Source organism: Polyangium sorediatum, from assembly GCF_029946465.1.
Lineage (GTDB): Bacteria > Myxococcota_A > Polyangia > Polyangiales > Polyangiaceae > Polyangium > Polyangium fumosum.
In genome coordinates, this window is the sequence record NZ_JARZHI010000013.1 from 150,116 (window position 1) to 175,169 (window position 25,054).

At 69.1% G+C, this 25,054-nt stretch carries 11 protein-coding genes; 9 read left to right on the forward strand and 2 right to left on the reverse strand.

The window, feature by feature from the left end; all coding sequences use genetic code 11:
* The first annotated feature begins 12 nt into the window (after positions 1–12).
* The 7 genes from QHF89_RS17565 (at position 13) to QHF89_RS17595 (ending at position 8,422) form a co-directional block, all read left to right on the forward strand.
* Positions 13–1,092 (forward strand): hypothetical protein, encoded by a 1,080-nt coding sequence (locus tag QHF89_RS17565; protein WP_136969272.1) that lies wholly within the window; start codon positions 13–15, stop codon positions 1,090–1,092.
* A gap of 184 nt (positions 1,093–1,276) precedes the next feature.
* Positions 1,277–1,882 carry a hypothetical protein gene (locus QHF89_RS17570; protein ID WP_136969271.1) on the forward strand — a complete coding sequence of 202 codons (606 nt, stop codon included), beginning with the start codon at positions 1,277–1,279 and terminating at the stop codon, positions 1,880–1,882.
* Positions 1,870–2,979, forward strand: a complete 1,110-nt coding sequence (locus QHF89_RS17575; RefSeq protein ID WP_136969270.1) for a hypothetical protein — start codon at positions 1,870–1,872, stop codon at positions 2,977–2,979. The genes QHF89_RS17570 and QHF89_RS17575 overlap by 13 nt, the downstream gene beginning before the upstream one ends.
* 130 nt (positions 2,980–3,109) lie before the next feature.
* A complete protein-coding gene (locus QHF89_RS17580) occupies positions 3,110–3,745 on the forward strand; it encodes a hypothetical protein (RefSeq protein ID WP_284720616.1) in 636 nt (211 codons plus the stop codon).
* Between the two features lie 62 nt (positions 3,746–3,807).
* The gene (locus QHF89_RS17585; protein WP_136969269.1) at positions 3,808–4,614 is read left to right on the forward strand and encodes an alpha/beta fold hydrolase; all 807 of its coding nucleotides are present in this window, start codon (positions 3,808–3,810) and stop codon (positions 4,612–4,614) included.
* Positions 4,614–7,478, forward strand: coding sequence for a hybrid sensor histidine kinase/response regulator (locus QHF89_RS17590; protein WP_136969268.1), 2,865 nt, complete (start codon positions 4,614–4,616; stop codon positions 7,476–7,478). The genes QHF89_RS17585 and QHF89_RS17590 overlap by 1 nt, the downstream gene beginning before the upstream one ends.
* Positions 7,479–7,573: 95 nt before the next feature.
* A complete protein-coding gene (locus tag QHF89_RS17595; protein WP_136969267.1) occupies positions 7,574–8,422 on the forward strand; it encodes a hypothetical protein in 849 nt (282 codons plus the stop codon).
* A 17-nt stretch (positions 8,423–8,439) separates the two neighbouring features.
* Here QHF89_RS17595 and QHF89_RS17600 read toward each other — a convergent pair whose 3' ends face one another.
* Complete coding sequence (locus QHF89_RS17600) at positions 8,440–9,999, reverse strand: ATP-binding protein (RefSeq protein WP_284720617.1); 1,560 nt, start codon at positions 9,997–9,999, stop codon at positions 8,440–8,442.
* 481 nt (positions 10,000–10,480) lie between these two features.
* Here QHF89_RS17600 and QHF89_RS17605 point away from each other — a divergent pair, with 481 nt between their 5' ends.
* Positions 10,481–19,192, forward strand: coding sequence for a non-ribosomal peptide synthetase/type I polyketide synthase (locus tag QHF89_RS17605; protein WP_136969265.1), 8,712 nt, complete (start codon positions 10,481–10,483; stop codon positions 19,190–19,192).
* A gap of 35 nt (positions 19,193–19,227) precedes the next feature.
* The gene (locus QHF89_RS17610; protein WP_284720618.1) at positions 19,228–19,980 is read left to right on the forward strand and encodes an SDR family NAD(P)-dependent oxidoreductase; all 753 of its coding nucleotides are present in this window, start codon (positions 19,228–19,230) and stop codon (positions 19,978–19,980) included.
* Here QHF89_RS17610 and QHF89_RS17615 read toward each other — a convergent pair.
* A complete protein-coding gene (locus QHF89_RS17615) occupies positions 19,965–24,941 on the reverse strand; it encodes an AAA family ATPase (RefSeq protein ID WP_136969263.1) in 4,977 nt (1,658 codons plus the stop codon). The two genes, QHF89_RS17610 and QHF89_RS17615, sit on opposite strands and share 16 nt — an antisense overlap.
* Between the last annotated feature and the right edge of the window lie 113 nt (positions 24,942–25,054).

Genomic DNA, 25,054 nt, shown 5'->3' on the forward strand with positions numbered 1-25,054 from the left:
CCCAAGAGAACCATGACCCCGGAGGAGCGTGTGTTCGTGCAGGCGCACAGCAAGCTCTTGATCAAGTCGCTACAGCGAACCCGCACCTTCGCCGAGGCCGCCCTTGACTTCCGTAAGCTCGAGGCCGAGTTCGTGGAGCGCGCAGGCGATGACGAATTTGATGTGCGCGAAACGAGACGGCGCATCGCTGAAACCATCCTGTTGCTAGTCCATGACAAGCGTCCCCCCTTCGACGCGTGCCGTGAGGCGTGGAACGATCTGGTTCGCCTCGGCTTCTCGGGCATCGACCTCGAGTGCTCGATGTCCTGGTTTTACGCCGATGGCTGCGCATACGACGAGCGGCCCGACGAGGGGCTCGTGGTGCTCGAGCCGCTGCTCGCGAAGCTCGAGAGGCTGCTCGAGGAAACGAAGGGGAGCGGGGTGGAGTACCCCGCGCGCCTTTACGAAAACGAGCTGGAGCGTTTGGGGAACCTCCGGGACGCGCTCCTTGCCCAGAAACGGGGCGAGGTCATCCCCTGGCTGGAGACCCGCCGCGAGGACGAGGCAGCCCCCCCGATCACCCCCGAAGAAGAGGAGGCCGACGCGCTCTACGACGAGTTCTGGAAGGCGCACCGCGCCGCTTACAAGGCCTTCAGAGACTCAAAAAATCGGAGCTTCGCCGACATCTCGGCCGGCTATCGACGGGTCGAGGCGGAATTCGTGGCGCGCGCGGGCGAAGGCGAGGCGTTCGAGGATTGCGTTGGCGCTATCAAGGCAAGGACCGCCGAGGAGATCCTCAGGGCAGCTTGTGAACTCCGCGCGCCCTTCCAAGCGTGCCGAGACGCCTGGGACGAGTTCGTCCGCGTGGGCAAGGACAAGAGCTGGATGTATCCCACGATGTACGTGGAGACTTGCCTCGAGAGCAACGAACCCGAGGCGGGGCTCACCGTGGTCGAGCCGTGGATCGCCGAGATCGAGCGAAAGCTCCAAGCGTGCAACGAACCCTTGCGGCCCCCGGGGGAAACCAGCGTGGAGCTCAACCGCCAGCGCAAAGAGCTCCACGAACTCCGGGACAAGTTCATGGCTATGCGCGGGGGCGGCGAGCAGGGCTAGCACGCGACGCGCGCTGCATTGACAAGCGTTCGGCGTTTCTGCTCTGATGCAGGAAATGCGACGTCCGCGTGGGCGACCCCTCCTCGCCCTGGGCCTTCTCAGTGGCCTGACGCTCTCGCTCATGCCGCTTGGCTGCTCGTCGGCGAGGATCTACCGCCCTCCGGCGCCCGATGACCGGCCGCGCGTGCCTGAAGCCACCGCAGAGCGCCTCAGGGCGTGTGTGGATGAGCTCAGCGGCACCATCGAGCCCGGATATTACACGCTCGACGCCTCGATAAAGGTCGACCAGGAAGGTCGTGTCGTGGAGGTGGAGACGACGGGCCAGCCCAATCCGGACGTCGGGGGTTGCATGCGGATCGCCCTGCGAGGCATGACGCTGCCCGAGGATGTCCTTGCGAGGGGCCTGTTGCGTAGGCCCGCAGCAGCGAACGGGCAGGGGATGCCGGAGCGGGGGCCGATCGGGGAGGTCGTGACTGTCGTCGTGGTCGTCACGGTCGTCTTCACCGAGGTCATCATCGAGGCCTTCGCCATCGCCGTCGGCGTGACGGTCACGGCCACGGTCGCGGCGGGGGCGGCGGAGGCGCTTGCGAAGAGGAGGAAGCGTCGGAGCTGTACGACGCATTATGAGAAGTGCATGGACGATATCACAGGAGACGAAGATGGTAATCATCAAAAAGAATCGCTCTGTGGTACGTGCCTATCGATATGCAACAACAATAAAAAGTGGCCCAGACAAATCGGCACAGGGCAATCCTGTTTGTATCAGGGACATGACGAATGGGACGACTGAAGCGCGGCAGAAAAATGGAAGGGGAAGAGCTTGCTTTTGTGAAGGCGCACGGCAAGCTCTTGGTCGAGTCGCTGAAGCCAGGCCGGAGCTTCGCCGATACCGTGGAAGACTTCCGCAAGCTCGAGGCGGAGTTCGTGAAACGCGCAGGTGACGACGAATTCGACGTGACCGAGACGAGGCGGCGCATCGCTGAAACCATCCTGTTGCTAGCCCATGACAAGCATCCCCCCTTCGAGGTCTGCCGCGAGGCGTGGAACGATCTGGTTCGCCTCGGCTTCTCGGGCATCGATATCGAGTGCAACACATCGTGGCGTTACGCGGACTGCTGCGCGTATGACGAGCGGCCCGACGAGGGGCTCGTGGTGCTCGAGCCGCTCATCAGGAAGCTCGAACGGCTGTTCGAGGAAGCGAAGGGGACGGGGACGGAGTACCCCGCACACTTTTACGAAAACGAACTCGAGCAATTGGGGAACCTCCGGGACGTGCTCGAGGCCCAGAAGCGGGGCGAGGTTGTCCCGTGGCTAGAGACCCGCCGCGAGGACGAGGCAGCCCCCCCGATGACGCCTGAAGAAGAGCAGGCCGACGCGCTTTACGACGCGTTCTGGAAAGCGCACCGCGCCGCTTACAAGACCTTCAGAGACTCGAAAAATCGGAGCTTCGCCGACATCTCGGCCGGTTACCGACGGGTCGAGGCGGAATTCGTGGCGCGCGCGGGCGAAGGCGAGGCGTTCGAGGCGTGTGTACTCGACATGAGGGCAAGTACCGCCGAGGCGATCCTCATGGCAGCTTGCAGTCTCCACGCGCCCTTCCAAGCGTGCCGAGACGCTTGGGACGCGTTCGTCCGTGTAGGCCAAGACAAGAGCTGGATGTATCCAGAGATGTATGTGCAGGCCTGCCTGAGGAGCAACGAACCCGAGGCGGGGCTCGCCGTGGTCGAGCCGTGGATCGCCGAGATCGAGCAAAAGCTCCAAGCGTGCAACGAACCCTTGCGGCCCCCGGGGGAAACCAGCGTGGAGCTCAACCGCCAGCGCAAAGAGCTCCACGAACTCCGGGACAAGTTCATGGCCATGCGCGCCGGCGGCGCGCCGTCGGCTTGAGGAGCGCGACAAGGCGGAGCGACACCCTGCACCAGGACCCGTGTGTCACGCCGGGGCGTCCTTCCGTAAAACACGTGCTTCCGGCGTTCGCGCCTTGACGCGGAGAGGCTGCACTCGTTACAAAATCAACATGCGACGCGGCGTTTGCCTGGGAAAAGCCGGCTTCCTCTCGCTCCTGTGCGCCGCCACGCTGCTCCTTTCGAGCGCGGCCCGCGCCGACGATGAAGATCCGCGGCGGCTCAAGCCCAAGTACGGCCTGGCCGGGATCGGCTTCCACATCGAGGCCGGCGCCGGCGTCTACCAGGTCGTCGGCCAAGGCGGCTTCGTCCCGGGCATCTACCCCCGCGCCGCGCTCGAGCTGCACCTCGGCCCGCATTTCTCGATCCCGGTCGTCGCCCGCTTCCAGACCGCCATCGACCCGAACGCGGGCGCGCCCGACTTCGCGCAGCTCTCGGTCGCGCCGGGCATCAATTTCCGCCTGCGCGAGCTCGACTGGCCCATCGCCCTCGTGTTCGGTGCCGCCGTGCGCATCGGCCGCTTCTCCGCGAGCCAGAAGCTCGTCGACGCGAACTTCGAGACGACCCCCGACGCGGGCACCGAGGAAGCACTCGGCTTTCCCCTCGCGCCCGAGGCCACGGCCAAGCTCGAATGGTGGATCGCGCCGCCGCTCGTCGTGAAGGTCAGCGCCACGTACGCGCCGGTCTTCGTGAACAAGCAGCCGATCCACAACATCGAAGAGGCCCTCGCGATCGCGCTGGTTTTTTGACGTAGCACGGGGCCATTCCCTTCCGCCGAGAGGGCTCGTACCCTCGACGGTGGGAGCCCTGCATGGAACCGACCCCTTTCTCGCGGCAGCACAACGCGCGCTTCCTCGGCGCAGGTGAAACCACGATCGTCCTCGCCCACGGCTTCGGGACAGATCAAACGGCGTGGCGCCATCAAGCGCCCACGCTCGCCGAACAGCACCGCGTCCTGCTCTTCGATCACATGGGCGCGGGGCGCTCGGATCTCACCGCCTACAGCCCGCGCCGCTACCAGAGCCTGCGCAGCTACGCGATGGACCTGCTCCTCCTGCTGGAGGAGCTCGCCCTGGAGGACGTGGTCTACGTCGGCCACTCCATGAGCGGGATGATCGGCCTGCTCGCCGCCGTGGAGGAGCCGAGCCGCTTCCGCAAGCTCGTCCTGCTCGGCGCCTCGCCCCGTTACCTCGACGACGAGGGGTACGAAGGTGGCTTCACGCGCGCCAAACTCGACGGGCTCTACCGCGCGATGCAGACGAACTTCCACGCCTGGGCCAGCGGGTTCGCCCCCCTCGTGACGGGCAACCCCGACCAACCCGATCTCGCCCGGGACTTCGCCGCCAGCCTGGGGGCGCTGCGGCCGGACATCGCGCTCACCGTCGCCCGCATCACCTTCGAGTCCGACCACCGCGGAGACCTGCCCAAGCTCACGCTCCCGACGCTCGTGCTCCAATCGCAGGCGGACATCGCCGTGCCCATGTCGGTCGGCACGTATCTCGCGGACCACATCCCCCGCGCGGAGCTCCAGGTGCTCGACGCCACCGGCCACCTGCCGCACTGGAGCGCTCCCGAGCAGGTGACACGCGCGATCCTCTCGTTCGCCGCCTCCGCCTGATGGGTACGAGCACGCCCGAAGCCCTGCTCGCCGCGCTCGGCGCCGGGGATCCGGACGCGGCTCTCCCCCGCGTCCTCGCCGTGCTCCATGAGCGCTTCCACGTCGACGCGGTCCTCGCGCTCCGCCGGATCGACCCCGTGACGGCCCTCGCGCTCGCGAGCGCCCCGGCGGGCCTGCTCCCCGACGGCATGACACACGCCGCGATCTTCGCCGGCGCGCTCGAATCGGCGCGGCCGGTCTTCGACGCCGTCGTGACCTCCGAGATGGGGCTGCCGCGGAGCCTCCGGGGCCGCCTCGTGGTCCTGCCCTGGTCCTCCGGCGACGAGGTGGGCGGCCTCGCGCTCGTTCGTCGCGAGGACACGCCCTTCTCGGCCGAGGAGCAGCGCGCCCTCGTCACGTTCCTGCCCCTCCTGCACCTGCTCGCGCTGTACCTGCAGAAGGCGGAGCTCGCCTCCGCGGTGTCGACCCGCTTCGACACCGTCTTCCAGACCCTGCCGCATGGCCTCGTCTTCGTGGACGATCGCGGCTCCGAGGCGTGGGTGAACGGGGCCGCGGCGGCGCTCCTCGGCCTGCCCAAGGGCTCACACGAGCCGGCCCGCGTGGCGCGATCGATGGCCGGCCTCTGGAGCCGCGCCGAGGACCGCGCGGGCCTCCGGCAAAGCGCGCTCGCCGTGATGAACCAGCGGGACGGCGAGCTGCGCGACGCGCGGTGGGTCTTCGCGGGGCCGCCGCGCCGCGTGCTCAGCATCTCCAGCACGGCGACGGGCGAACGCGAGCACCGCGGCCGGCTCTGGCTCTTCATCGACGTCACCGCGCAGCATCTCGCCAGCGAGGAGCTCGAAGCGAAAAACGCCGCGCTCGAAGCTGCGCGCCGGGAGGCGGACCTCGCCAACGCGGCGAAGTCGCGGTTCCTCGCGACGATGAGCCACGAGATCCGGACGCCGATGAACGCCGTCCTCGGGATGACGGGGCTCCTGCTCGACACCCCGCTCGACGAGGACCAGCGCGACGTCGTCGAGACGATCCGCCAGAGCGGCGAGGCGCTGCTCACCATCATCAACGACATCCTCGATTTCTCGAAGATCGAGGCGGGCCTGATGGACCTCGAAGAGCAGCCCTTCGCGCTGCGGCCCTGCGTGGAGGAGGCCCTCGACCTCGTGACGATCGCGGCACGCAAGAAGGGCCTCGAGCTCGGCGCCTTCATCGACCCGCGCACGCCGCCCGGCATCTTCGGCGACGTGACGCGGCTCCGGCAGGTCCTCGTGAACCTGCTCGGCAACGCGGTGAAGTTCACGTCCGCCGGGGAGGTCCTCATCGAGGTCGCCCCCGCAGACGCGCCCGCGCCCCCCGGCAAGCTCGTGCTCCATGTCGCCGTGCGCGACACCGGCATCGGCATCCCCAGAGATCGCCTCGGGCGGCTCTTTCAATCGTTCTCCCAGGTCGACGCTTCGATCTCGCGCAAGTACGGCGGGACCGGGCTCGGCCTCGCGATCTGCAAGCGCATCGTCGAGCTCATGCACGGGCGGATCCAGGTCGAGAGCGAGGAGGGCGTCGGCACGACGTTCCATTTCACGATCACGACGAGCCCCGCGCCCGACGTGGGGCGGGACCTCGCGGACGCCCTCGCTCTCGCCGGCCCGGACCTCGCGGGCCGGCACATCCTCATCGTCGACGACAGCGCCACGAACCGGCGCATCCTCGCCGAGCAGACGCGGGCGTTTGGCTTGACGCCCAAGGTCGCCGCGTCCGGCGCCGAGGCCCTCGACCTTCTCCGGCGCCGCGCCGCGGGGCGAAAGCCCGACGACCCCTTCCCGTTCGCCCTCGCCCTCCTCGACGTCTCCATGCCGGGGATGAGCGGCTTCGAGCTCGGCGCCGCGATTCGCCGGGATCCTCGGCTCGCGGAGCTGCCTTTCCTCCTGCTCACGTCGAGCGACCTCGCCACGCATCGGGAGGCGGCGGAGCTCGGGGCCACGTGCCTTTCGAAGCCCATCAAGCAATCGAGCCTCTTCGACGCGATCATGCGCGTGCTCTCGCAATCGGTCGTGCGGCCCTCGCGCGCCCCGCGGGCCCTCGGGATCGATCCGACGCTCGGCGAGCGGCATCCGCTGCGGATCCTCCTCGCCGAGGACAACGTCGTGAACCAGAAGGTCGCGAGCCTCTTGCTCCAGCGGCTCGGGTATCGCGTGGACATCGCGGCGAACGGCCTCGAGGTCCTCGAGGCCGTCAGGCGCAAGGAATACGACGTCGTCCTCATGGACGTCCAGATGCCGGAAATGGACGGCCTCGAAGCGACCCGCCGCCTCCGCGCAGAGGGCCCGCTCCAGGGCAAACCGCGCGTGATCGCGATGACGGCGAACGCGATGCAGGAGGACAAGAAGGAGTGCCTCGCGGCGGGCATGGACGATTTCGTCGCCAAGCCCATTCGTATCGAGGAGCTCGTCGCCGCGCTGACCCGCTCGGCCCTCGGCCGGCCGAGGCCACTCTCGACCGCGCGATTGCCGGCCGTGCGCCTGCCGGACGAGCCCGTCCTCGACGAGGAGGCTTTCGAACGGATCCGGCTCGTCGCATCCCTCGACGAGGACAACCCGCTCGCGACGCTGGTGGGCGATTTCGTCCGGGATTCGCGGCGCAACCTGGAGGACATGGGCGCTGCGTTCGTGGCGGGGGATCTCCGTACGCTCGAGCGCCTCGCGCACAACCTCAAGGGCAGCGCCGGCATGCTCGGCGCCTTGCGCCTCTCGCGCCGCTCGGCCGACGTCGAGCGGGCAGCGCGCGAGGGCCAGCGCGGAGGCCTCCCCCGCCTCCTCGAAGCGGCCCTCGACGAGCACACGTGCACCGCGGAGGTGCTCCTTACGAAGTGCTAGAGCGCCGAACGGTTCTAGCTCCTGGACGATTCCCTCCCCCGTGACGTGGACGAATTCTGCTCCCTGAAACGCGGTTCTGCGTATCATGCCGCCGCATGCGGCATTCTCTCGCCAAGACGCTCTTCTTGTGCGCCCTGCCTTTTGCCGTCGCGTGCACCACGGCCCCGGCCGCCCCCGTGAAATCGCCCGAAGGCGGCGCGCCGACGGACACGGCAAAGGCCGGCGACGGCGCGCCCGTCCGCGTCTCCGCAAGCGACGATCCGGGGATCGTGATGGCGATCCCGACCCGATACGCCTGGTCGATCGGGCCCGGGGAGTCGTGGACGATCAGCATTTACCAGTTCGTGCGTAGCGAGGGCACGAAGAACGTGCTCAAAGGCCCGGACGACGCGCCTGAATTTTCGATCCCCGGCGCGTTCACCCGTCCGGCGTTGCCCGCCCGATCCCTCGCGAAAGGCGCGCCCGTGCTCGTGCCCGACCAGGCTCTCGACGAAAGGACCACGTTATGCGGCCGCGTGACGTCGACATCGCCGGACCTGGTCAAGGTCGCGATCCTCGGCCTCCACAATGAGCCCGAAGAATACACGTTCGACCTCGACCAGGTTTTGCCGCTCGACGGCAAGCTCGGTTTCGGCGCGCCCGTCGCTTTCAAACGGACCCCGGACGAGAAGCTCTACGCGCCCGGCGTGCTCGTGCGTATCGACGAGCGACATGCCTGGCTTCAATCGGCGCTGCGCGTCGCGGCCTCCGACGTGAAGGCGATCGACGTCGGGCGCACGCACAAGGTCGGCGACAAGGTGCTCGTGGTGCCAGACGACGGCAGCGGCCGCTTCACCCCGGTCACGATCACGGCCGTGATCGGCGACGGGCTTGCGTATGCGTTCCAGAACAAGGACGGCACCCAGACCGTCGTTGATTATTGCAGCGTGACCTCCGCGCTGTAACCGACCCCCGCTGCGATCTAGCTCCGGTCGACGGGGAGCACGAACGAGAACGTCGTCCCCCGGCCGAGCTCGCTCTCAACCCATATCTGCCCGCCCTGCGCGGCCACGAGGCCCTGCGAGATGGCGAGCCCGAGCCCGGTGCCCCTGTAGGCGCTCGCGTCGCCCCGCCAGTACGGCTTGAACAGGTTCGGCAGGTGCTCCGCGGGGATCCCGCGGCCCGTATCCGCGACCGAAAAGACCACCTCGTCCTCGCGGGCTTCCACGCGCACGACCACGGATCCGCCTGGGTCCGTCGCGCTGATCGCGTTGCCGAGCAGGTTGCCGAGGATCTGGATCACCCGATCGTGATCACAAAGCACCCGCGGCGACTCTCCAACGACCTCGCTCCGCAAGGCGAGGCCCTTCTCGTTTGCCCGCCCCTCGAAGCTCGCCACGGCTTCCTGCGCGATCCTGCGTGGATCCTCGGGCTTGCGCGCCACCGAGAGGCGCTTGGCCGACACGGCCGCGAGGTCCACGAGGTCCCCGATGATCCGCGCCATCTGCCGCGCGTGGCGCAACGTCGTCTCCGCGCGTTGCCGGAGCTCGGCCCCGGCGTCGCCCGGCGGCGCCCTCCGGGCCAAGAGCTCCAGGTTCATCGTGATCACGCTGAGCGGATTGCGCAGGTCGTGGGACACGATTTCGAGGATCTGCTCGCGCGCCTGGATGGACTCCCGCAGCTCGGTGATGTCGATGGTCACCCCCTGGAACATCGGCGCGCCCGCGCGCTCGGTCCCATGCACGCCGGTGTGGACCCAGAGGACACGACCGTCCGGCCGCAGGAAACGGTGGTCCAGGCGCTCGTCGGTCTGTGCTTCGAGGCAACGGCGGAACAGCACGAGGAGCCGAACGAGCTCCGCGGGGGGGACATGGGTGCCCCAGAAATCGGGCACGCTCATCCATTCGGCCGGCGTCATACCGGTCACGGGCGTGGCCCGCTCACTCACGAACGAAAACCGGAGCGACTGCGCGTCGGCCTCCCATACGACGACGTGATCCAGGTTGTTCACGAGATCGCGGAAGCGCAGCCTCTCGATGTCGACCTGGGCGAGGACACGTTCGAGCTCGGCGCGGCTCTCCCCCGCGCCCCGGTCGCGGGCGCGCGTGTAGCGCTCGACGGCCGCGACGACGGCCGCGTCGATGGCCTGGTGGAGGGTCAGGAACGCCTCGGGGCCGCCGGGCAGGTTTTGCTTTTGCCAGAGCGACCGCGTGATCGTCGACCTCAAGAGCGCGTATTCGGCGACGACGGAGGCGAGATCGAATCCCTCCTCCAGTCGCTCGTCCGCGTGGGCCTGGGCAGTCTCGGACGGGGGCTTGGGGATCCGACCGGCCCGGGGCGCGTCGACCATGTCGGCGATCTCTTCCAGCATGGTGGGGATGTGATCGATGAGGTGCGGACGCGGGAGATCCCGCCCGGCCGGTATCTGCCGGGCGGCTCGCTCCCACGCTTCGACGATCTCCGGCCGCGCGCTGCGCAGGAGGTCGGCCAGCGCGGCGTCGTGCCCTTCTCCGGGGCCCTCGCTTGGGGGCACAGGCTCCACGTGGGTCGAGCGTGACCGCCCGAAACGCGTGGAAAACCAGCGGGCGAGCCGTCCCTTCGTTCGCGGGCGTTCCCTTGGGTCCATGCCTCCCGTCTCACGTGGAGCCGAGCGCCCTCTATCGGCAGGGGCCCCATGCGCTCCCGCGCCGACGGGCCAGGTAGCAGCCAGGCGAGCGGGTCAATGCTTTGGGCCAATGCGGATCTTTCGAACGCACAATTTCACAGCCATAACGGACCCCCTTCATTGTGCTGTCGCTCCAGGCATTGTGTCGCTCCGTCGACGAGCCTGTGACTTCCTTTACATCGATGGCCCCCAATGTGCAGTCGCGTGCTTTCGTAAGGTCACGTTGGGCGGATCTGGACATCGATAGCTGACGAAATCGGCGTGGAAATCGTGCCATCCGTCTTGCGGAATTTACGTATTTGCTGGACAAACAGGATCGACGATAGATTTTTGTTCGCGACGGGGGGCGGGAGGGCCGATGAACAGCAAGACCTTCGACCCCGTTCTGGGGAGTGGTATGCCCATTCCATCCAGCGATCGGAACCCCGGCTCGCGCACCGAGGCGATCTCGTGCGACGGCTTTGCGGGGGGTGTCGGCGCCGTTTCCCATGAAATGGCGGGCGGGGCCCTGCCGAGCACGCGCGAGCCTCGCGCCTCGGCCCGTCCCCTCCAGGCGCCGGCGCGGGCCGATTCGAAGGAAAAGCGCGCCCGCGAAACGACCGATCTCCCGGGCCCCGCGGTCACGAAGGTCCCGCGCGGCGGCCTCTTGCCTGCGACGTTCGCGCAGCAGCGCTTGTGGCTCGTCGGGCAGATGTTCCCGGAGACGCCCGTCTACAACGAGCCGATCCTCGTGCAGATGCGCGAGCCCATGGACGCCGCGGTGCTCGCCCGCGCCTTGACCGAGATCACCCGCCGGCACGAGGCGTGGCGCACCGTCTTCGTGGAGGAAGGCGGCCAGCCGATGCAGCACATCCGGCCGCTGCGGCCTTTCGCCCTGCCCGTGCTCGATTTGACGATGCTGCCGCCCGAGGAGCGCGAGGCCGAGGCGCTGCGCCTCGCCCGCATCGACGCGCGGAGGCCCTTCGACCTCGGCGAAGGCCCGCTCGTGCGCGCCCTCCTTTTGCACCTCGCCGACGACGACACGCGGCTCTGCGTGACCGCGCATCACATCATCGCCGACGGCGTCTCCTTTTTTGGGGTCTTCCTGCCGGAGCTCCGCGCGCTTTACGCGGCCTTCTCCCGCAAGCAGCCCTCGCCTTTGCGGGAGCCCGCCTTCCATCTCGCGGACTTTGCCGCCTGGCAACGGCGCTGGCTCACGGAGGACGAGCTCGCCCCGAAGCTCGCGTATTGGCGCAAGCAGCTCGCGGGCGTGACGGAGCTGGATTTCCCCCTCGATCATCCGCGCCCGGCCCGGCCCACGGGAAACGGCGCGCGCATGAAGGTGGAGCTCTCGGCGGAGCTCGCGGCGAAGCTCCGCGAGATCGGCCATCGCGCCGGCGTCACCCTGTTCACGACGCTGCTCGCCGCGTGGAAGACGCTCCTTTTCCGGTACACGCGCAAGGGCGACATCGTGGTCGGCTCGGCCGCGGCGGGGCGCCCACGCCCCGAATTCGAATCCCTCCTCGGGTATTTCAACAACAACCTCGTCCTGCGCACCCAGCTCGACGGCGCCCTCCCGTTCGAGCAGCTCTTGCCGCGCGTGGGCGAGTCGCTCCGCGGGGCGCGCGAGCACCAGGACGTCCCCGCAGACCGGCTCCTCGCTTTGCTCGACGGCCCGCGCCCGCTGGACAGAAACCCCCTGTACGATACCGGCTTCCTGCTCATGCCGCCGCTCCCGCCGGTGACCGAGGCGCCGTCCTGGAGCTCGGGCCGGATCGACATCGGCACCGCGAAGCTCGATCTTTATCTGGAGCTTCATCAACGCCCGCAGGGCCTCGTCGGCCACATCGAATACCAGACCGACCTCTTTTCCGCCGCCACCATCGAGCGCATGGCGAGCCATTACCGGACGCTGCTCGAAGGCATTGCCCGGGATCCGGCGCAGCGGCTCGGGGATCTCCCGCTCTCGACCGAGGCCGAGCGGCGGCAGTTGATCACGTGGCAGGGGCCGGCCGTGTTGCCCGCCGAGAACGACGCGCGCGAAAGCCTGGAGCAAATCTTCGCGGCCCACGCGGCGCGCACGCCCTCGGCGATCGCCCTGGAGCACGGCGACACGCAGCTCACCTATGCCGAGGTCGACGCGCGCGCGAACCAGCTCGCGCATGCGCTGCGCGCGCGCGGCGTCGGCCCGGAGACGCTCGTCGGGCTTTGCTTCGATCGCTCGATCGATGCCTACATCGCCCTCCTCGGCGTCTTCAAAGCGGGCGGCGCGTATGTCCCCCTCGACCCGGATTCCCCGCGCGAACGCCTCTCGTTCTTCCTGGAGGACGCCCAGGCGCGCCTCGTGCTCACGAATACGAGCCGCGCAGGCGTGCTCCCGGCCGGCGTCTCCCTCTTGCGGCTCGACGCCGACGCCCCCGAAATCGCCGCTTTCCCCCGGGCGGCGCCCCCGCCGATGGCAGGGCCGAACCACCTCGCGTACGTCATCTATACGTCCGGCTCCACGGGCCGGCCGAAAGGCGTGCTCGTCGAGCGCCGCGGCCTCGGCGACCTCGCCCGGTCGGAGGCGGCGTATTTCGGCCTCGGCGTGGGCACGCGTGTCCTGCAGCTCTTCCCGCTCACGTTTGATGGATCGGTCGGCGATTACACGCTCACCTGGTCCGCCGGCGCGACGCTCGTGCTCGCGGACAAGGAGAGCACCCTGCCGGGCCCGGCGCTCGCGCGGTTCCTCCGGGAAAAAGACATCCACGCCTTCGAGACGACCCCGTCCGTGCTCGCCGTCCTGCCGCACGAGGAGCTTCCTGCGCTGCAGACGCTCATCACGGCGGGCGAGGCATTGCCCGAGGAGATCGCGGCGCGCTGGGCACCCGGGCGGCGCTTGTTCAATGTCTACGGCCCGACCGAAGCCACGGTCGCCGCCGTCGCCGCGCACTACCTCGCCGGCACGGGAAAACCTGCCATCGGGCGCCCCTTCCCGCACGTCGCGGTCCATGTCCTCGACGAGCGCGGGCGCCCCGTCCCCGTGGGCGTCCCCGGCGAGCTTTGCATCGGCGGAACCGGGGTGGCGCGAGGCTATTTGAATCGCCCCGACCTCAGCGCGGCCGCGTTCGTGAAAGGGGATGGGACGGCGGGCGCACGGCTCTATCGCACGGGGGATCGGGTGAAATGGCGCCCCGACGGCCACCTCGACTACCTCGGGCGGGTCGACCGGCAGATCAAGCTGCGCGGCTACCGCATCGAGCTCGGCGAGATCGAAGCCGCACTCGGCAATCACCCGGCCGTGAACCTGGCCGCGGTCGAGCTGCGGAAGATCCAGGGGGAGGCCCGCCTCGTCGCCTACGTGCATCCGCGCGGAGGCGCGCACGAGGACCTCGGGCGCGAGCTCGGCAAATACCTCCGCGAGCGCCTGCCGGAGTACATGGTGCCGGCGAGCTTCGTCGTCCTCGAATCGATGCCCACGAACCTCAATGGCAAGATCGATCGCGGGCGGCTCCCGGCGCCGCCGCCTCCCGCGCCGGCTCCGCAGCCTGCGGCGCCGGCGGCCGCGACGACCACGTCCCCTGCGGACCTGACGGCCCGCATCGCGGCCATCTGGCGTGCGGTCCTGGGCGTCGCCGAAATCGACATCGACGTGCCTTTTTTCGAGGCCGGCGGCCATTCCCTCTCCCTCGCGCGTGTGCAGAGCGCCCTCGCGGCCGAGCTCGGGGTCGATATCGACGTCGTGACGTTGATGCGTATGCCGACGATCCGCCTCCTCGCCGGGCACCTCGCCACCTTGCGCGTGGCCTCCCGTCACGACCCCGCCACGCCACGCGAGGCCGCCGCCGAGGAGCCGGCGCGCGCGCGGGCCCTTGCGATCGTCGGCATGGCGATCCGCGCCCCGGGGGTCCGTGATGCGGACGAGCTCTGGGACGTGGTTCACTCCGGGCGCGAGACCGTCCGCAGGTTCGATCCTGCGTCCTTGATCGCGGCCGGCGCGGATCCGAAGCGCGTTCGCAAAGCGGAGTTCGTCCCGGTCGAGGGTGTGCTCGAAGATGCGGATCGCTTCGACGCCGCGTTCTTCGGATACAGCGACGCGGACGCGGCCTTCCTGGACCCGCAACAACGGATCTTCCTCGAATGCGCCCACGAGGCGCTCGAACATGCCTCCTGCGATCCGACACGTTTCTCGGGCCGGATCGGGGTCTTCGGGGGCATGGGCGCGCCATTGCACTGGCTCGGCCCGGTCGCCGACGTGATCCGCGAGGAGGGCCGCTCGGCGAATGCGTTCCGCGCGCAGACGCTCAACATGCACGATTTCCTGGCCACGCGGGTCGCCTTCAAGCTCGGCCTCCGCGGCCCGGCGATCACCGTGCAGACGGCGTGCTCGACGTCGCTCTCGGCCGTCCACCTCGCGCGCCAGAGCTTGCTCGCCGGCGAATGCGACGTGGCCCTCGCCGGCGGCGTCTCCTTGGCCTCGCTCCGGGACGGCGATCGCGGATATCTCTGGGCCGAGGGCGGCGTCTTTGCCAGCGACGGCCATTGCCGCCCCTTCGACGAGGGCGCGAGCGGCATGGTGCCTTCGAGCGGCGCCGTGATCGTCGTCCTCAAGCGCCTCGCCGACGCGCTCGCCGACGGCGACACGATTCACGCCGTCCTCCTCGCCTCGGCCATGAACAATGACGGCGGCGAAAAACTCGGCTTCACCGCGCCGAGCGAAGACGGCGTCGCGCGGGTCGTCGAGCAGGCCCTAAGCACGGCCGGCATCGATCCACGAACGATCGGGTTCGTCGAAGCCCACGGCACGGGCACGCGCCTCGGGGATCCCACGGAGGTCCACGCGCTCGCGCGGGTCTACCGGCATTCCACGGATCATCGAGGGGTTTGCGCGCTCGGCTCGCTCAAGGCGAACCTGGGTCACCTCGACGCCGCCGCGGGCGGGGCGAGCCTCGTCAAGGCGGCGCTCGCGCTCGAACACGGGGTCATCCCGCCGCTGCCGAACCTCCGGGCCCCGAACCCGCTGCTCGACCTCGCGCGCAGCCCGTTTTTCCTGCCCGACGCGCCCCGACCGTTTCCGCGGACGAAGGGCCCGCGCCGCGCGGCCGTCAATGCCCTCGGGCTTGGCGGGACGAACGTGCACGTGGTCCTGGAAGAGCCGCCACCCGTCGAAATCACCCCGAGCCGCCGCCCGACGGCGCTCCTTTGCCTCTCCGCGAACACGGAGACCGCGCTCGCGGAGGCCCGGCGCAGGCTCGGCGAGCACCTCGCGCGCCATCCGGACCTCGACCTCGCCGACGTCGGGTTTTCCCTCGCCGTCGGACGCACGCAGCGGCGGTTTCGCGCGACGATCGTTTGCCATGACAAGGAGGCCACCGCGCAACAACTCGCGGAGCGGCAAGCGCGCGCCCCGATCGCGGCGTCCCGCGCGCGCCCCGTGGTCTTCCTTTTCCCGGGCCACGGCGCGCAATACCTCGGCATGGCCCGCGCGCTCTATGACGCCGAGCCCGTCTTCCGTGCCACGATCGACACCTGCATCGCGCACCTGTCCAGGGACGCGGGCCTCGATCTGAGGCCGCTCCTCCTCGAACGCCTGCCCGAGCACGAGCGCAAGCTCGACGAGATGCGCGCTGCCCAGCCCCTCCTTTTCGTGGTGCAATATGCCCTCGCCGCGCTCCTCCAGGCCTGGGGCGTTCGACCCGCGGCCATGCTGGGGCACAGCGTCGGCGAATACGTGGCCGCTTGCCTCGCGAGCGTCTTCTCGCTCCGCGATGCGCTCTCGCTCGTCGCGGAGCGCGGGCGCCTCATGGACGAGACGCCCCCGGGCGGCATGCTGACGGTCTTCGGCGACGCCGCCGCCATCGAGCCCTACCTCCCCGCGGATCTCGTCATCGGGACGTACGCGCCAAACGCCGTCGTGCTCTCGGGCCCCACCGCCTCCATCGACGCCACGCGCGCGCGGCTCGAAGCGGCCGGATTCGAGACGACGGGCGTCCGCGTCTCGCGTGCGTCCCATTCGCCGGCGATGGCGGCCATCCGACAAACCTTCCGGGACGCCGTGGCGGCCGCCTTCCGCAAACCGCCTGCGATTCCGATCGTATCCAACCTGACCGGAACGTTTCTCACGCCCGAGCAGGCCACGAGCCCCGATTTCTGGGCGGATCACCTCTGCAACGCCGTGCATTTGACCGAGGGGCTCGGCACCTTGCTCGATATGCCCTCTGCGGTGTTCCTCGAAGTGGGGCCCGGGGGCACGATGGGCTCTTTCCTCAAGGCGCATCCGCACGTCGCAGGGCGTGACATCGAGGTCCTGGGCACGCTGCCCGGATATCGCCGGCGCGACGTGCCCGCCCACGCCGAGGTGCTCCGCGCGCTCGGTCGGGCGTGGGAGCTCGGCGTCGATATCGATTGGCAGGCGTTCCACGCACCGGAAAAGCGGCGTCGCGTCCCGCTGCCCACCTATCCCTTCGAGGGCCGGCGCTTCACGCTCGGCGCCGCGCTAGCCGAGCGCCCCGCGACGCTGGAGGAGCGGGCCCTCGGCATCGCGCGGGAGCTCGGCACGCGTGGCATCGACGACGAGCCGGGATTGCGCCCTGCGCTGGAGGCGCTCTGCGCGAGCCTGGTCCTCGATTTCTTCGCCCGGCGCCTCGGCGCCGATCTCGGCCGTGTCTTCTCGCTCGAAGCCCTGCGGGAGCGCGCCGGCATCCTCCCGAAATTCGCGCCGATGCTCGATCTCTGCGTGCGCACCGTGGAGCGCGGCGGGCTCGCGTCGCGCACCGCGGCCGGGGAGGTTCGTTTCGACGTCACGCAGGCAGGACGCTCGGCCGCGCACGTGGCACGTTTGCAATCCGAGTTCTCCCGGTTCGGCGGTCTCGTCCGCCTCGTCGAGCATTGCGTTGAAAACTACGACGAGGCCCTGACGGGAGGCACGGAGCCGGTCGGCGTCCTCTACCCCGACGGGACGGATTCGCTCTTCCGCGCCTGCATGCGCGATTGCCCGCCCGGCAGCCGCGACGTATCCATCGAGCTTTGCTGCCAGCTCGTGCAGGAGCTCGTCCAGCGCCGCGGCAATCGCAAGATTCGAATCCTCGAAGTCGGCGCAGGGCATGGCACCCTGACCTGGCCACTCGTCGCGCGCCTCCAGGGCGCCGACGTCGAGTACCACTTCACCGACATCGGCCGCTCCTTCCTTCACCGCGCCGAGGAGGAGGCCCGGCGGCGCGGCATCTCCTGGCTCTCGGCATTCCCGTTCGACATGAGCCGGACGCCCGAGGAGCAGGGGTTGTCCGGTGAATACGACCTCGTCCTCGGGCTCGACGCGGTGCACGTCGTGCCCGATCTCGCGCCCGTGCTCGAGAACCTGCGCCACCTCACCGCGCCGGGCGGGACGCTCCTGCTCGTCGAGTTCACGCGCATGGATCCGTGGTGGGAGCTCATCTGGGGCCTCGCGCCGGGGTATTGGACCGTCGCGTCCGCGCGCGGCTCCCTCGCCATGGGCCTTGGGCTTTGGGAGCACGCGCTGAAGCAGGCGGGATTCACCCGCGTCGTCAGCGCGCCCGGGGACACCGGGGCACACGATACGGCCGACCACGGCATTTTGATCGCCGAGCGAGCGAGCGCCCCCACGCCCCCGGCGCGCCTCTCCGCCGTCATGCCCGCGGCCTCGAACGACGCGGCACGATATACGCACGCGAAGGTCGAGGGCGACGCCGCGAGGCACGCCCCCGAGGCCGACGGAGACGACGCCGACATCCTCGTGCAAGGCATCTTCCGGCGCTTGCTCGGCCTCTCCCGCGTCCCCCCCCGAGCAAGCTTCTTCGACCTCGGCGGTGATTCGCTGCTCGCCATCCAGATGCTCGCGGAGATTCGAACGAGGACGGGCCACGAAATGAAGGTCTCGCAATTCAACGAGGATCCAACGGTCCACGGGATGGCGCGGTTTCTGTCGTCCCGGGACGATACGTACGCCGCGGCCGCGCCTGCGGCCCCCATCGCCCTCCGCGCCATGCCAAACCCGCCGACGGCTTCGGCCAACGGCCTGATCCCGCTCGCGCCCGGCGGGGACAAGCCTCCGCTCTTCCTGGTCCATCCCATCGGCGGCGGCGTCGCTTGTTATGACGCGCTCGCGCGGGAGCTGTCCCCGGACAGGCCCGTGTATGGCATTCCGTCGCCGATGCTCCACGATCCCGCCGCCCGCCCCGGTAGCCTCGGGGAGCTGGCCGCGGCCTATGTGGAAGAGCTCCGCAAGGCCACGCCGAAAGGTCCCTACCTCCTCGGCGGCTGGTCGTTCGGCGGCGTGATCGCCATTGAAATGGCGAGGCGCCTCGCGCAGAGCGGGGACGAGGTGCAGCTCGTCCTGCTCGACGTGTTCGCCTCGCCCAACATCGGCCGCGAGCACCTCCGCCGGACCGGCATCACGCCTCCGCGGCCGCTGGACGGCGACGTCGCCGTCGCCGAGCACCACCTCGATCTGTGGCAACGCCATGCGCTCCGGCAGCTCGCCGTCCCGGCGACGCTCTTCATCGCTGAGCAATCGCCGCCGCGCCCCGCCGGCGATCTCGACCAGACCCTCCAGGGTCTCCACTCCGTGCACGTGCCCGGCGACCATTTCACGATCCTCGCGGAGGAGAACGTCGCGGGCCTCGCCGCGCGTATCGAGGCGGCGCTCTCGAATCCTGCGCCCGTCCCTTCCGAGGCCGTGGACGAAGCCTCCGTCCGCGCATTCATGGAGGAGCTGCTCGAACGAATGCTGGAGCGCGACGGAGGCGCCATCGGGAGCCTGTGGAGCGACAGCGAGACGGCCGTGCTCATCCCGGTCGGCGACAGCGTGATCGTCGGATCCGAGACCATCCGGCGTCATTACAAGCGCGGCAGCGCCTCGCTCCGCGACGCGGGCTTGCGCGTGTACGACCAGCACGTGCATGTCTTCGCGGGCGGGCGCGCCGCGACCGTGAACGCGCGGTTCGACGCCGAAATGGTGATGGATGCGAATGGCCGGCGGACGCTCTACCGGGGCGTTCGCGCGAGCTGGGTCCTCGAAAAGCAGGGCGCCTCGTGGCATCTCGTCCACGTGCATTACTCCATGCCCGTCGGACCGGCCTACTCGATGGCATGACGAACGAACCTCGCTCGAACACGGAGAAGGAACAAATGCGATTTCAAGGCAAGGTGGCGCTGGTCACGGGCGGGACCTCCGGATTGGGCCGTGCGACGGCCGAGGCGTTCGCCCGCGAGGGCGCGAAGGTCGTCCTCACCGCGCGCAGCGAGGGCCCCGGGCGGGAGGTCGAGGGCGCGATCCGCGCCGCGGGCGGCGAGGCGACGTTCCTCCCGTGCGACGTGACGGACGAGCGCCAGATCGGCGCGCTCGTCGAGCAGACGGTCAAGACGTACGGGCGGCTCGATTGCGCATACAACAACGCCTGGGCCGCGCCGAAGATGGCGCCGCTCTCCGAGTTCTCCGCGGAGTTCGAGGCGAACTTCGCTCTCCTGCGTGGCCTCTTTGCCTGCATGAAGCACGAGATCGCCGCCATGCTCACGACCGGCGGCGGGGTCATCGTCAATGGCTCGTCCGCCGCGGCCAGGGCGGGCGCCGCGTTCCTCGGTCCCTATGGCGCGGCAAAGGCGGGGCTCGAGAGCGCCACCCGCACCGCCGCGGCCGAATACGCCGGGCAGAACATCCGGGTCAATTCGCTCGCCCTCGGCGCCTTTGATACGCCGATGTCCCGGGAGACGTACAAGGATGCGCCGCCGGAGGCGCTCGCGGCCTTCACCACGAGAATCGCGCTCCGGCGCCTGGGTCACGTCGACGAGGCGGCGCAGACCGTCCTTTTCCTCTGCTCCCCGGGTGCCAGTTACATCACCGGCGCGAACCTCGCCATCGACGGAGGTTACTTCCTGACCTGACGAGCCGCCTTTTGCGCGGCCCCCTTCACCTGCACGCTGCCCTGCGCCCGCATGCACCGGAGCAGCGCCGCGCGCAGCGTCGAGAGCGTGGCGATCGAAGAAAGATCGACCCCCATCGAGACGATCGTCTGCGCGACCTCGGGCCGGATGCCGACCACGATCGCCTGCGCGCCGAGGAGCTGCACCGCGCGGACGATCCGCATGATGTAATCGGCCGTCGCGGTATCCACGGTATCGACGCCCGTCAGATCGATGATCGTATACTCGCAGGCGGTGCGCGTCACCGCCTCCAGCACCACGCTCATCATCTCCGCGGCCCGCTTCTCGTTGACGCTCCCGAGGACGGGCATCGTCAGGACGCCCTCCCAAACCTCGATGATCGGCGTGGACAAACTCCGGATCGCGGCCTGCTGCTCCTCGATGATCCGGAGCTTCTCCCGCAACGTCGCCTCGGCCTCCTTGCGCTCGGTCACGTCGAAAAGAAAACCGCCGAGCACCTCGGCCCCGTCGACCGCCCGCGAGCTGAAGACATTGTGCAGCCACACGGTGCGCCCGTCGGTCGCCGTCATCCGGAAATCGAAATCGTCGTCTCCGGTGGCCGCGAAGAAATGCATCAGCGTGCTCTCGCGGTCCTCCGCGTGCACGTATTTCGACAGGAAATCCGGCCCGAGCCAGGCGTCCTGGGGATACCCGAGCATCTTGGCCACCTTCGGGCCGACGTACGTGAACCGCGCCGTCTCCGCGCGGGCCTCCCACGGGACCACGCTCGCCGTCTCCACGAGCCGCGCCAGGCGCTCCTCGCTCTCGCGCAACGTCCGCTCGGCCTGGGTCCGCTCCGCCGTCTCCCGCGCGAGATCGGCAGCGAGCAGCGCGTTCTCCAGCGAGATCGCGGAAAGGAACTCGAGGAGCGCGAGCCGCCGCGCCGTGAACACGCCACGCGCCAGGTTGTTTTCGAGGTACAGAATGCCCGCCACCTCCCCGCGCCGGACGATCGGCGCGCAAAGCATCGATTTCGGCGGCGCCTTGGAGAGGTAAGGATCGGCCGAGAACATGCCCTGCGCGGCCACGTCGTCGAGCATGAGCTTTTCGCGGGTGCGACGCACGTAATGCGCGATCGAGAGCGGAAACGATACCGCGGAGGGCACACGCGCCCCCTTGGGGATATCGACGCGCACGCCGTCCTGATCCGAGGTGACGTCCGCGGCGACCCCGAGCGTCCCCGCGGAGGGCAAAAGCAAGCAGGCCCGCTGCGCCCCGGCGTGCTCGATGAGGATACGCATCAGCGTCGCGAGGAGCTGATCCGGCGACATGTCGCTCGAAATGGCGGCCGAGGCCTTCGCAGCCGTCAGGGTATCGATCGGCTCGGAGTTCGCGGCGGGCGTGGGGCCGCTCTCGCGGCGCGGCTCGGCGAGGAGGTCGGGGTGGAGCCCCTCGAGCTGCCTCACCTTGCCCCGCGCGCCCCATCGCGCATAGAGGGTCCGCGCCTCGCGGAAGAATGCGGCTGGCAGGACGGCGAGGCCCCGGCGTAGCGAGAATCGGCCGGCGAGCTCGCAGGCGAGCGCCTCGATCTGGATGAACCCCGCCGCGCGGGCGTCGCGGATCGCCCGATCGTACAGGGTCGACGCGTCGTGATCGCGCCCCTCCAGGCGCGCGATCTCCGCAAGGACGAGCGCGTGCCGGCAGGCGAAGTTGTCCGGACAACTCGCCGCCCAGCTCCGCAGCGTCGCCTCGCATGCGTCGAGCTCTGCCCGGAGCTTGTCCTTGTCGCTCCTCTCCTCCGCGCGCTCGAGGAGCGCCGCGAGCGTGAGCGCCGTATAGAGGCAGCACTCCGCGTCCGAGACCCCGTACACGCGGGCCCGGGAGAGCTCCGCGGCGGCCTCGGCCGACGCGAGCGCGCCCTCGTAATCGTGCGCCAGGTATCTCGCGATGAGCTGGTACGTGAAGAACAGCAGGCGGACGAGCGGGATGTTCCTCTCGCGCAATTGCACGGCGAACGCCGCCTCCTCGAAGCCGTCACCGCTCAAGGAGCCGAAGCGCTCGGAATCTCCGGAGAGGCACCGGATGAATCGCTGCATCAACCGGATGTTCTCGCCGAGGAAGCCGTAATTCGCGTTGTTCGCGAATTCGAACGCCGGGAGCGTCGCCTCATAGACGGCCTCGAGCGGCTCGCCGAGCGCGAGCTGGATCATCACATTTTGAATGAGAACGACGCTCGCGTAAAGAAGCTGTCCCGATTCGCGGGTACGCTTGAAGGCGTCCCGGAGGAGTTCGAGCGCCTCCCGCATGTGCCTCGACCAGGGCAGGGTCGTCGTGGCAAACCCGGCCAGGGCCGGCGGCGCGTCCTCGCCAAAGCCGGGTCGTCGCCCGAGCTCGCACGAGAGCTTGCCGAAACGATATCCCTCGTGAAACTCCCCGAAGGAGGCGCAAAGGAGTGTGCCGAGGAACGAAAGTCCGGAGACCGAGCCCGACGTGATGCCGTGCTCGATGCTGAGGCGCACCATCCGGGCCGCGGTCATGTCCCCAAAGCCCGTCGCGGCATACACCGAGGCCGGATACACCGCCGAGAGGACCTGCATGGCGGCGACCATGCGCGGGTCCGCCATCGCTGGCAGGTCGACGAGATCCTCGGTGGTGCGGCCTCGGAGCGCGGCGCGTATCGCCTCGAGCTCGGCGCGCAGATCGTCCGGGGTCGGGCTCGCGGGCAGGTCCACGCCGAGCTCGCGCAGGCACGACAACGCGACCTCGATTGCGCGCGCGTTGTTCACCTGCGCAATCGCGAGCCGGATCTGCAAACGATGGGCGGCGGACCGCTCGACGGGCGTGGCGGCGCGCGAGAGGACCGAGACGCAGAGCCGCTCGGCCTCCTCGAAGTGCGCGAGCATGAACTCGGACTCGGCGAGCTCGAGCGTGAGGCCGTACGTCAGCGTGTATTCGACGTCCCATGGATCGGGCGGGAGCATCGACACGCCCGTGGATAGGTATGCCGCCGCGGAGCGCGGCGCGCTCGTGGCCTTCGCCTTTCGCCCGGCCGCGAGGTCGAGCTCGGAGATGCGGCGCCGATCCTCGGCGGAGAGCGCGCGGTTCGCGCCGAGGTTCAACTGATTGACGATGTCGAAGAGCAGGGCGTCGCGCCCGGATTCGGGCGTACGCTCGAGCAGGAGCCAGCCGAGGCGCAAATGGAGCCCGGCCCGCTCTTGCTCCTGGATCATCGAATACGCGGCCTGATGCACCCGCGTATGCATGAACTTGTATCCGTCCGGGCGCTGCAGGAGCAGGCCTTCGGTCAGCGCGGATTCGAGCGCGCGGCGCGCCTCTTCGGGCGTCCGCTCGCTCAACGTGCCGAGGAGCGTGACCGAGAATTCGCTGCCGATGCAGGCCGCGAGCTTCAAGAGGTCGAGCGTATCCTGGGGCAAACGCCGGAGCTTGCCGAGGACCAGCTCGACCATGTCGTCGGTGATCTCTTTGGCTTCGAGTTCGGCGATGTCCCACACCCACGCCCACCGGCGCGTGTCGAATCGAATGAGCTGGTCCTGGTGCAGCGCGCCGAGGAGCTGCCCCGCAAAAAACGGATTGCCCCCGGTCTTCGTCCAGAGCAGGGCCGCGAGCGGCTCCGCGTCCTTGCGATCGCAGCCAAAGAGATCGACCACAAGATCCATCAAATCCACGCGCCCGAGCGGGCGAATCACCCGCTCGTGGACCGCGACGCCGGCCTTCTGGACCTCGCGAAGCATGGCCTGGGCGGGCTGCGACGCCTCGTCCTCTTCCTCGCGCTCGGTCCCGATGAGGAGCAAGCTCCGGCCTTCGGGGTGCGTCAGGATGTGCTGCAAGAGTTCCAGGCTCGCGAAATCAGCCCATTGTAGGTTGTCGAGCACGAGGACGAGCGGCCGCTCCCGACACGCGAATGCGGAGACGAATGCCCGGAACGTCTGGTGCAGGCGGGCGCGAGCCTCGGCCGGGGGCAGCGGCGTGACCGGCGGCTGTTTGCCGATCACGAGCTGAATCTGTGGGACGAGCCCGATGATGAGCTGCCCATTGTCGCCGAGGGCCGCCGCGAGCTCCTCGCGCACGGCCGCGAGCTCCGCGTCGGTCGAGGCGATGGTATGCCGGATGAGCCCCTCGAAGGCCTGGCCCAGGGTCGCATACGGGATATCGCGCCGCTGCTCCTCGAACGTCCCCCACAAAAAGATCGCGCGCGCGCTCCCGGCCTCGCGCTGGAGCTCGCGCAGAATCGCGGATTTGCCGATGCCCGAGGGGCCCTTGACGATCACCACCTCGCGCAGGCCCGTCTCGCGCACGCGCTCGAGGATCTCGTGCAGCGCCGCGAGATCGGCGCGCCGGCCGTACATCCGGCTCGCGGCGCGGAGTTTGTCCCATACGTCCTGCGCGCCGAGGGGGAAGGGCTCGATGTGGCCATGCGCCGTGAGCTCGGAGAGGCACCGCTCGAGGTCGTGCGTGAGCCCGCGGGCGCTCTGGTAGCGCTCCTCCGGCGATTTCGCGAGCAGCCGCATCACGATCTCGGAGACGATCACCGGCGTCTCGGGCGTCACGTCCGCGAGCGGCCTCGGGGCCCGCGCGACGTGGCAATGCACCCAGCCGACCGCATCGTCGGCGTGGAATGGCAAAGTCCCTGCGCAAAGCTCGTAGAGCACCACGCCGAGCGAATACAGATCGACGCGATGATCGATCGCGGCTTCGAGCCGTCCCGTCTGCTCGGGCGCGATGTACGGCAGCGCGTCGAGCGGCAGCGTCAGCACCATGGACGCGGTGAGTTCGTACCCCTCGGCGCCGACGAGCTCGACCCCCTCGCCCGCGGGCTCGATCCGCAGCGTTTGCGGGCGGATGTTCTGGTGGATGATCCCGCTCTGGTGGAGCTTCGCGAGGGCGTCGGCAGCGGCGATCGCGGCCCGAAGCCAGGGCTCGAGGGCAAGGACGGGCTGCGCGGGGTACGGAGGGTGCTGCATGCGGCCCCCGTCGTATCATGAAATGCAGGCGAACCGGTAGATCGTACGCATCCGCCCAGGAATTCCCTGAACCGACGCGCCCTTCGAGACCCAGGATACAGACCAACGACACA

Coding starts and splice junctions, on each gene's coding strand:
- QHF89_RS17565 (WP_136969272.1), top strand. CDS start 13: ATGACCCCGGAGGAGCGTGTGTTCGTGCAGGCGCACAGCAAGCTCTTG.
- QHF89_RS17575 (WP_136969270.1), top strand. CDS start 1,870: ATGGGACGACTGAAGCGCGGCAGAAAAATGGAAGGGGAAGAGCTTGCT.
- QHF89_RS17580 (WP_284720616.1), top strand. CDS start 3,110: ATGCGACGCGGCGTTTGCCTGGGAAAAGCCGGCTTCCTCTCGCTCCTG.
- QHF89_RS17585 (WP_136969269.1), top strand. CDS start 3,808: ATGGAACCGACCCCTTTCTCGCGGCAGCACAACGCGCGCTTCCTCGGC.
- QHF89_RS17590 (WP_136969268.1), top strand. CDS start 4,614: ATGGGTACGAGCACGCCCGAAGCCCTGCTCGCCGCGCTCGGCGCCGGG.
- QHF89_RS17595 (WP_136969267.1), top strand. CDS start 7,574: ATGCGGCATTCTCTCGCCAAGACGCTCTTCTTGTGCGCCCTGCCTTTT.
- QHF89_RS17605 (WP_136969265.1), top strand. CDS start 10,481: ATGAACAGCAAGACCTTCGACCCCGTTCTGGGGAGTGGTATGCCCATT.
- QHF89_RS17610 (WP_284720618.1), top strand. CDS start 19,228: ATGCGATTTCAAGGCAAGGTGGCGCTGGTCACGGGCGGGACCTCCGGA.
- QHF89_RS17615 (WP_136969263.1), bottom strand. CDS start 24,941: ATGCAGCACCCTCCGTACCCCGCGCAGCCCGTCCTTGCCCTCGAGCCC.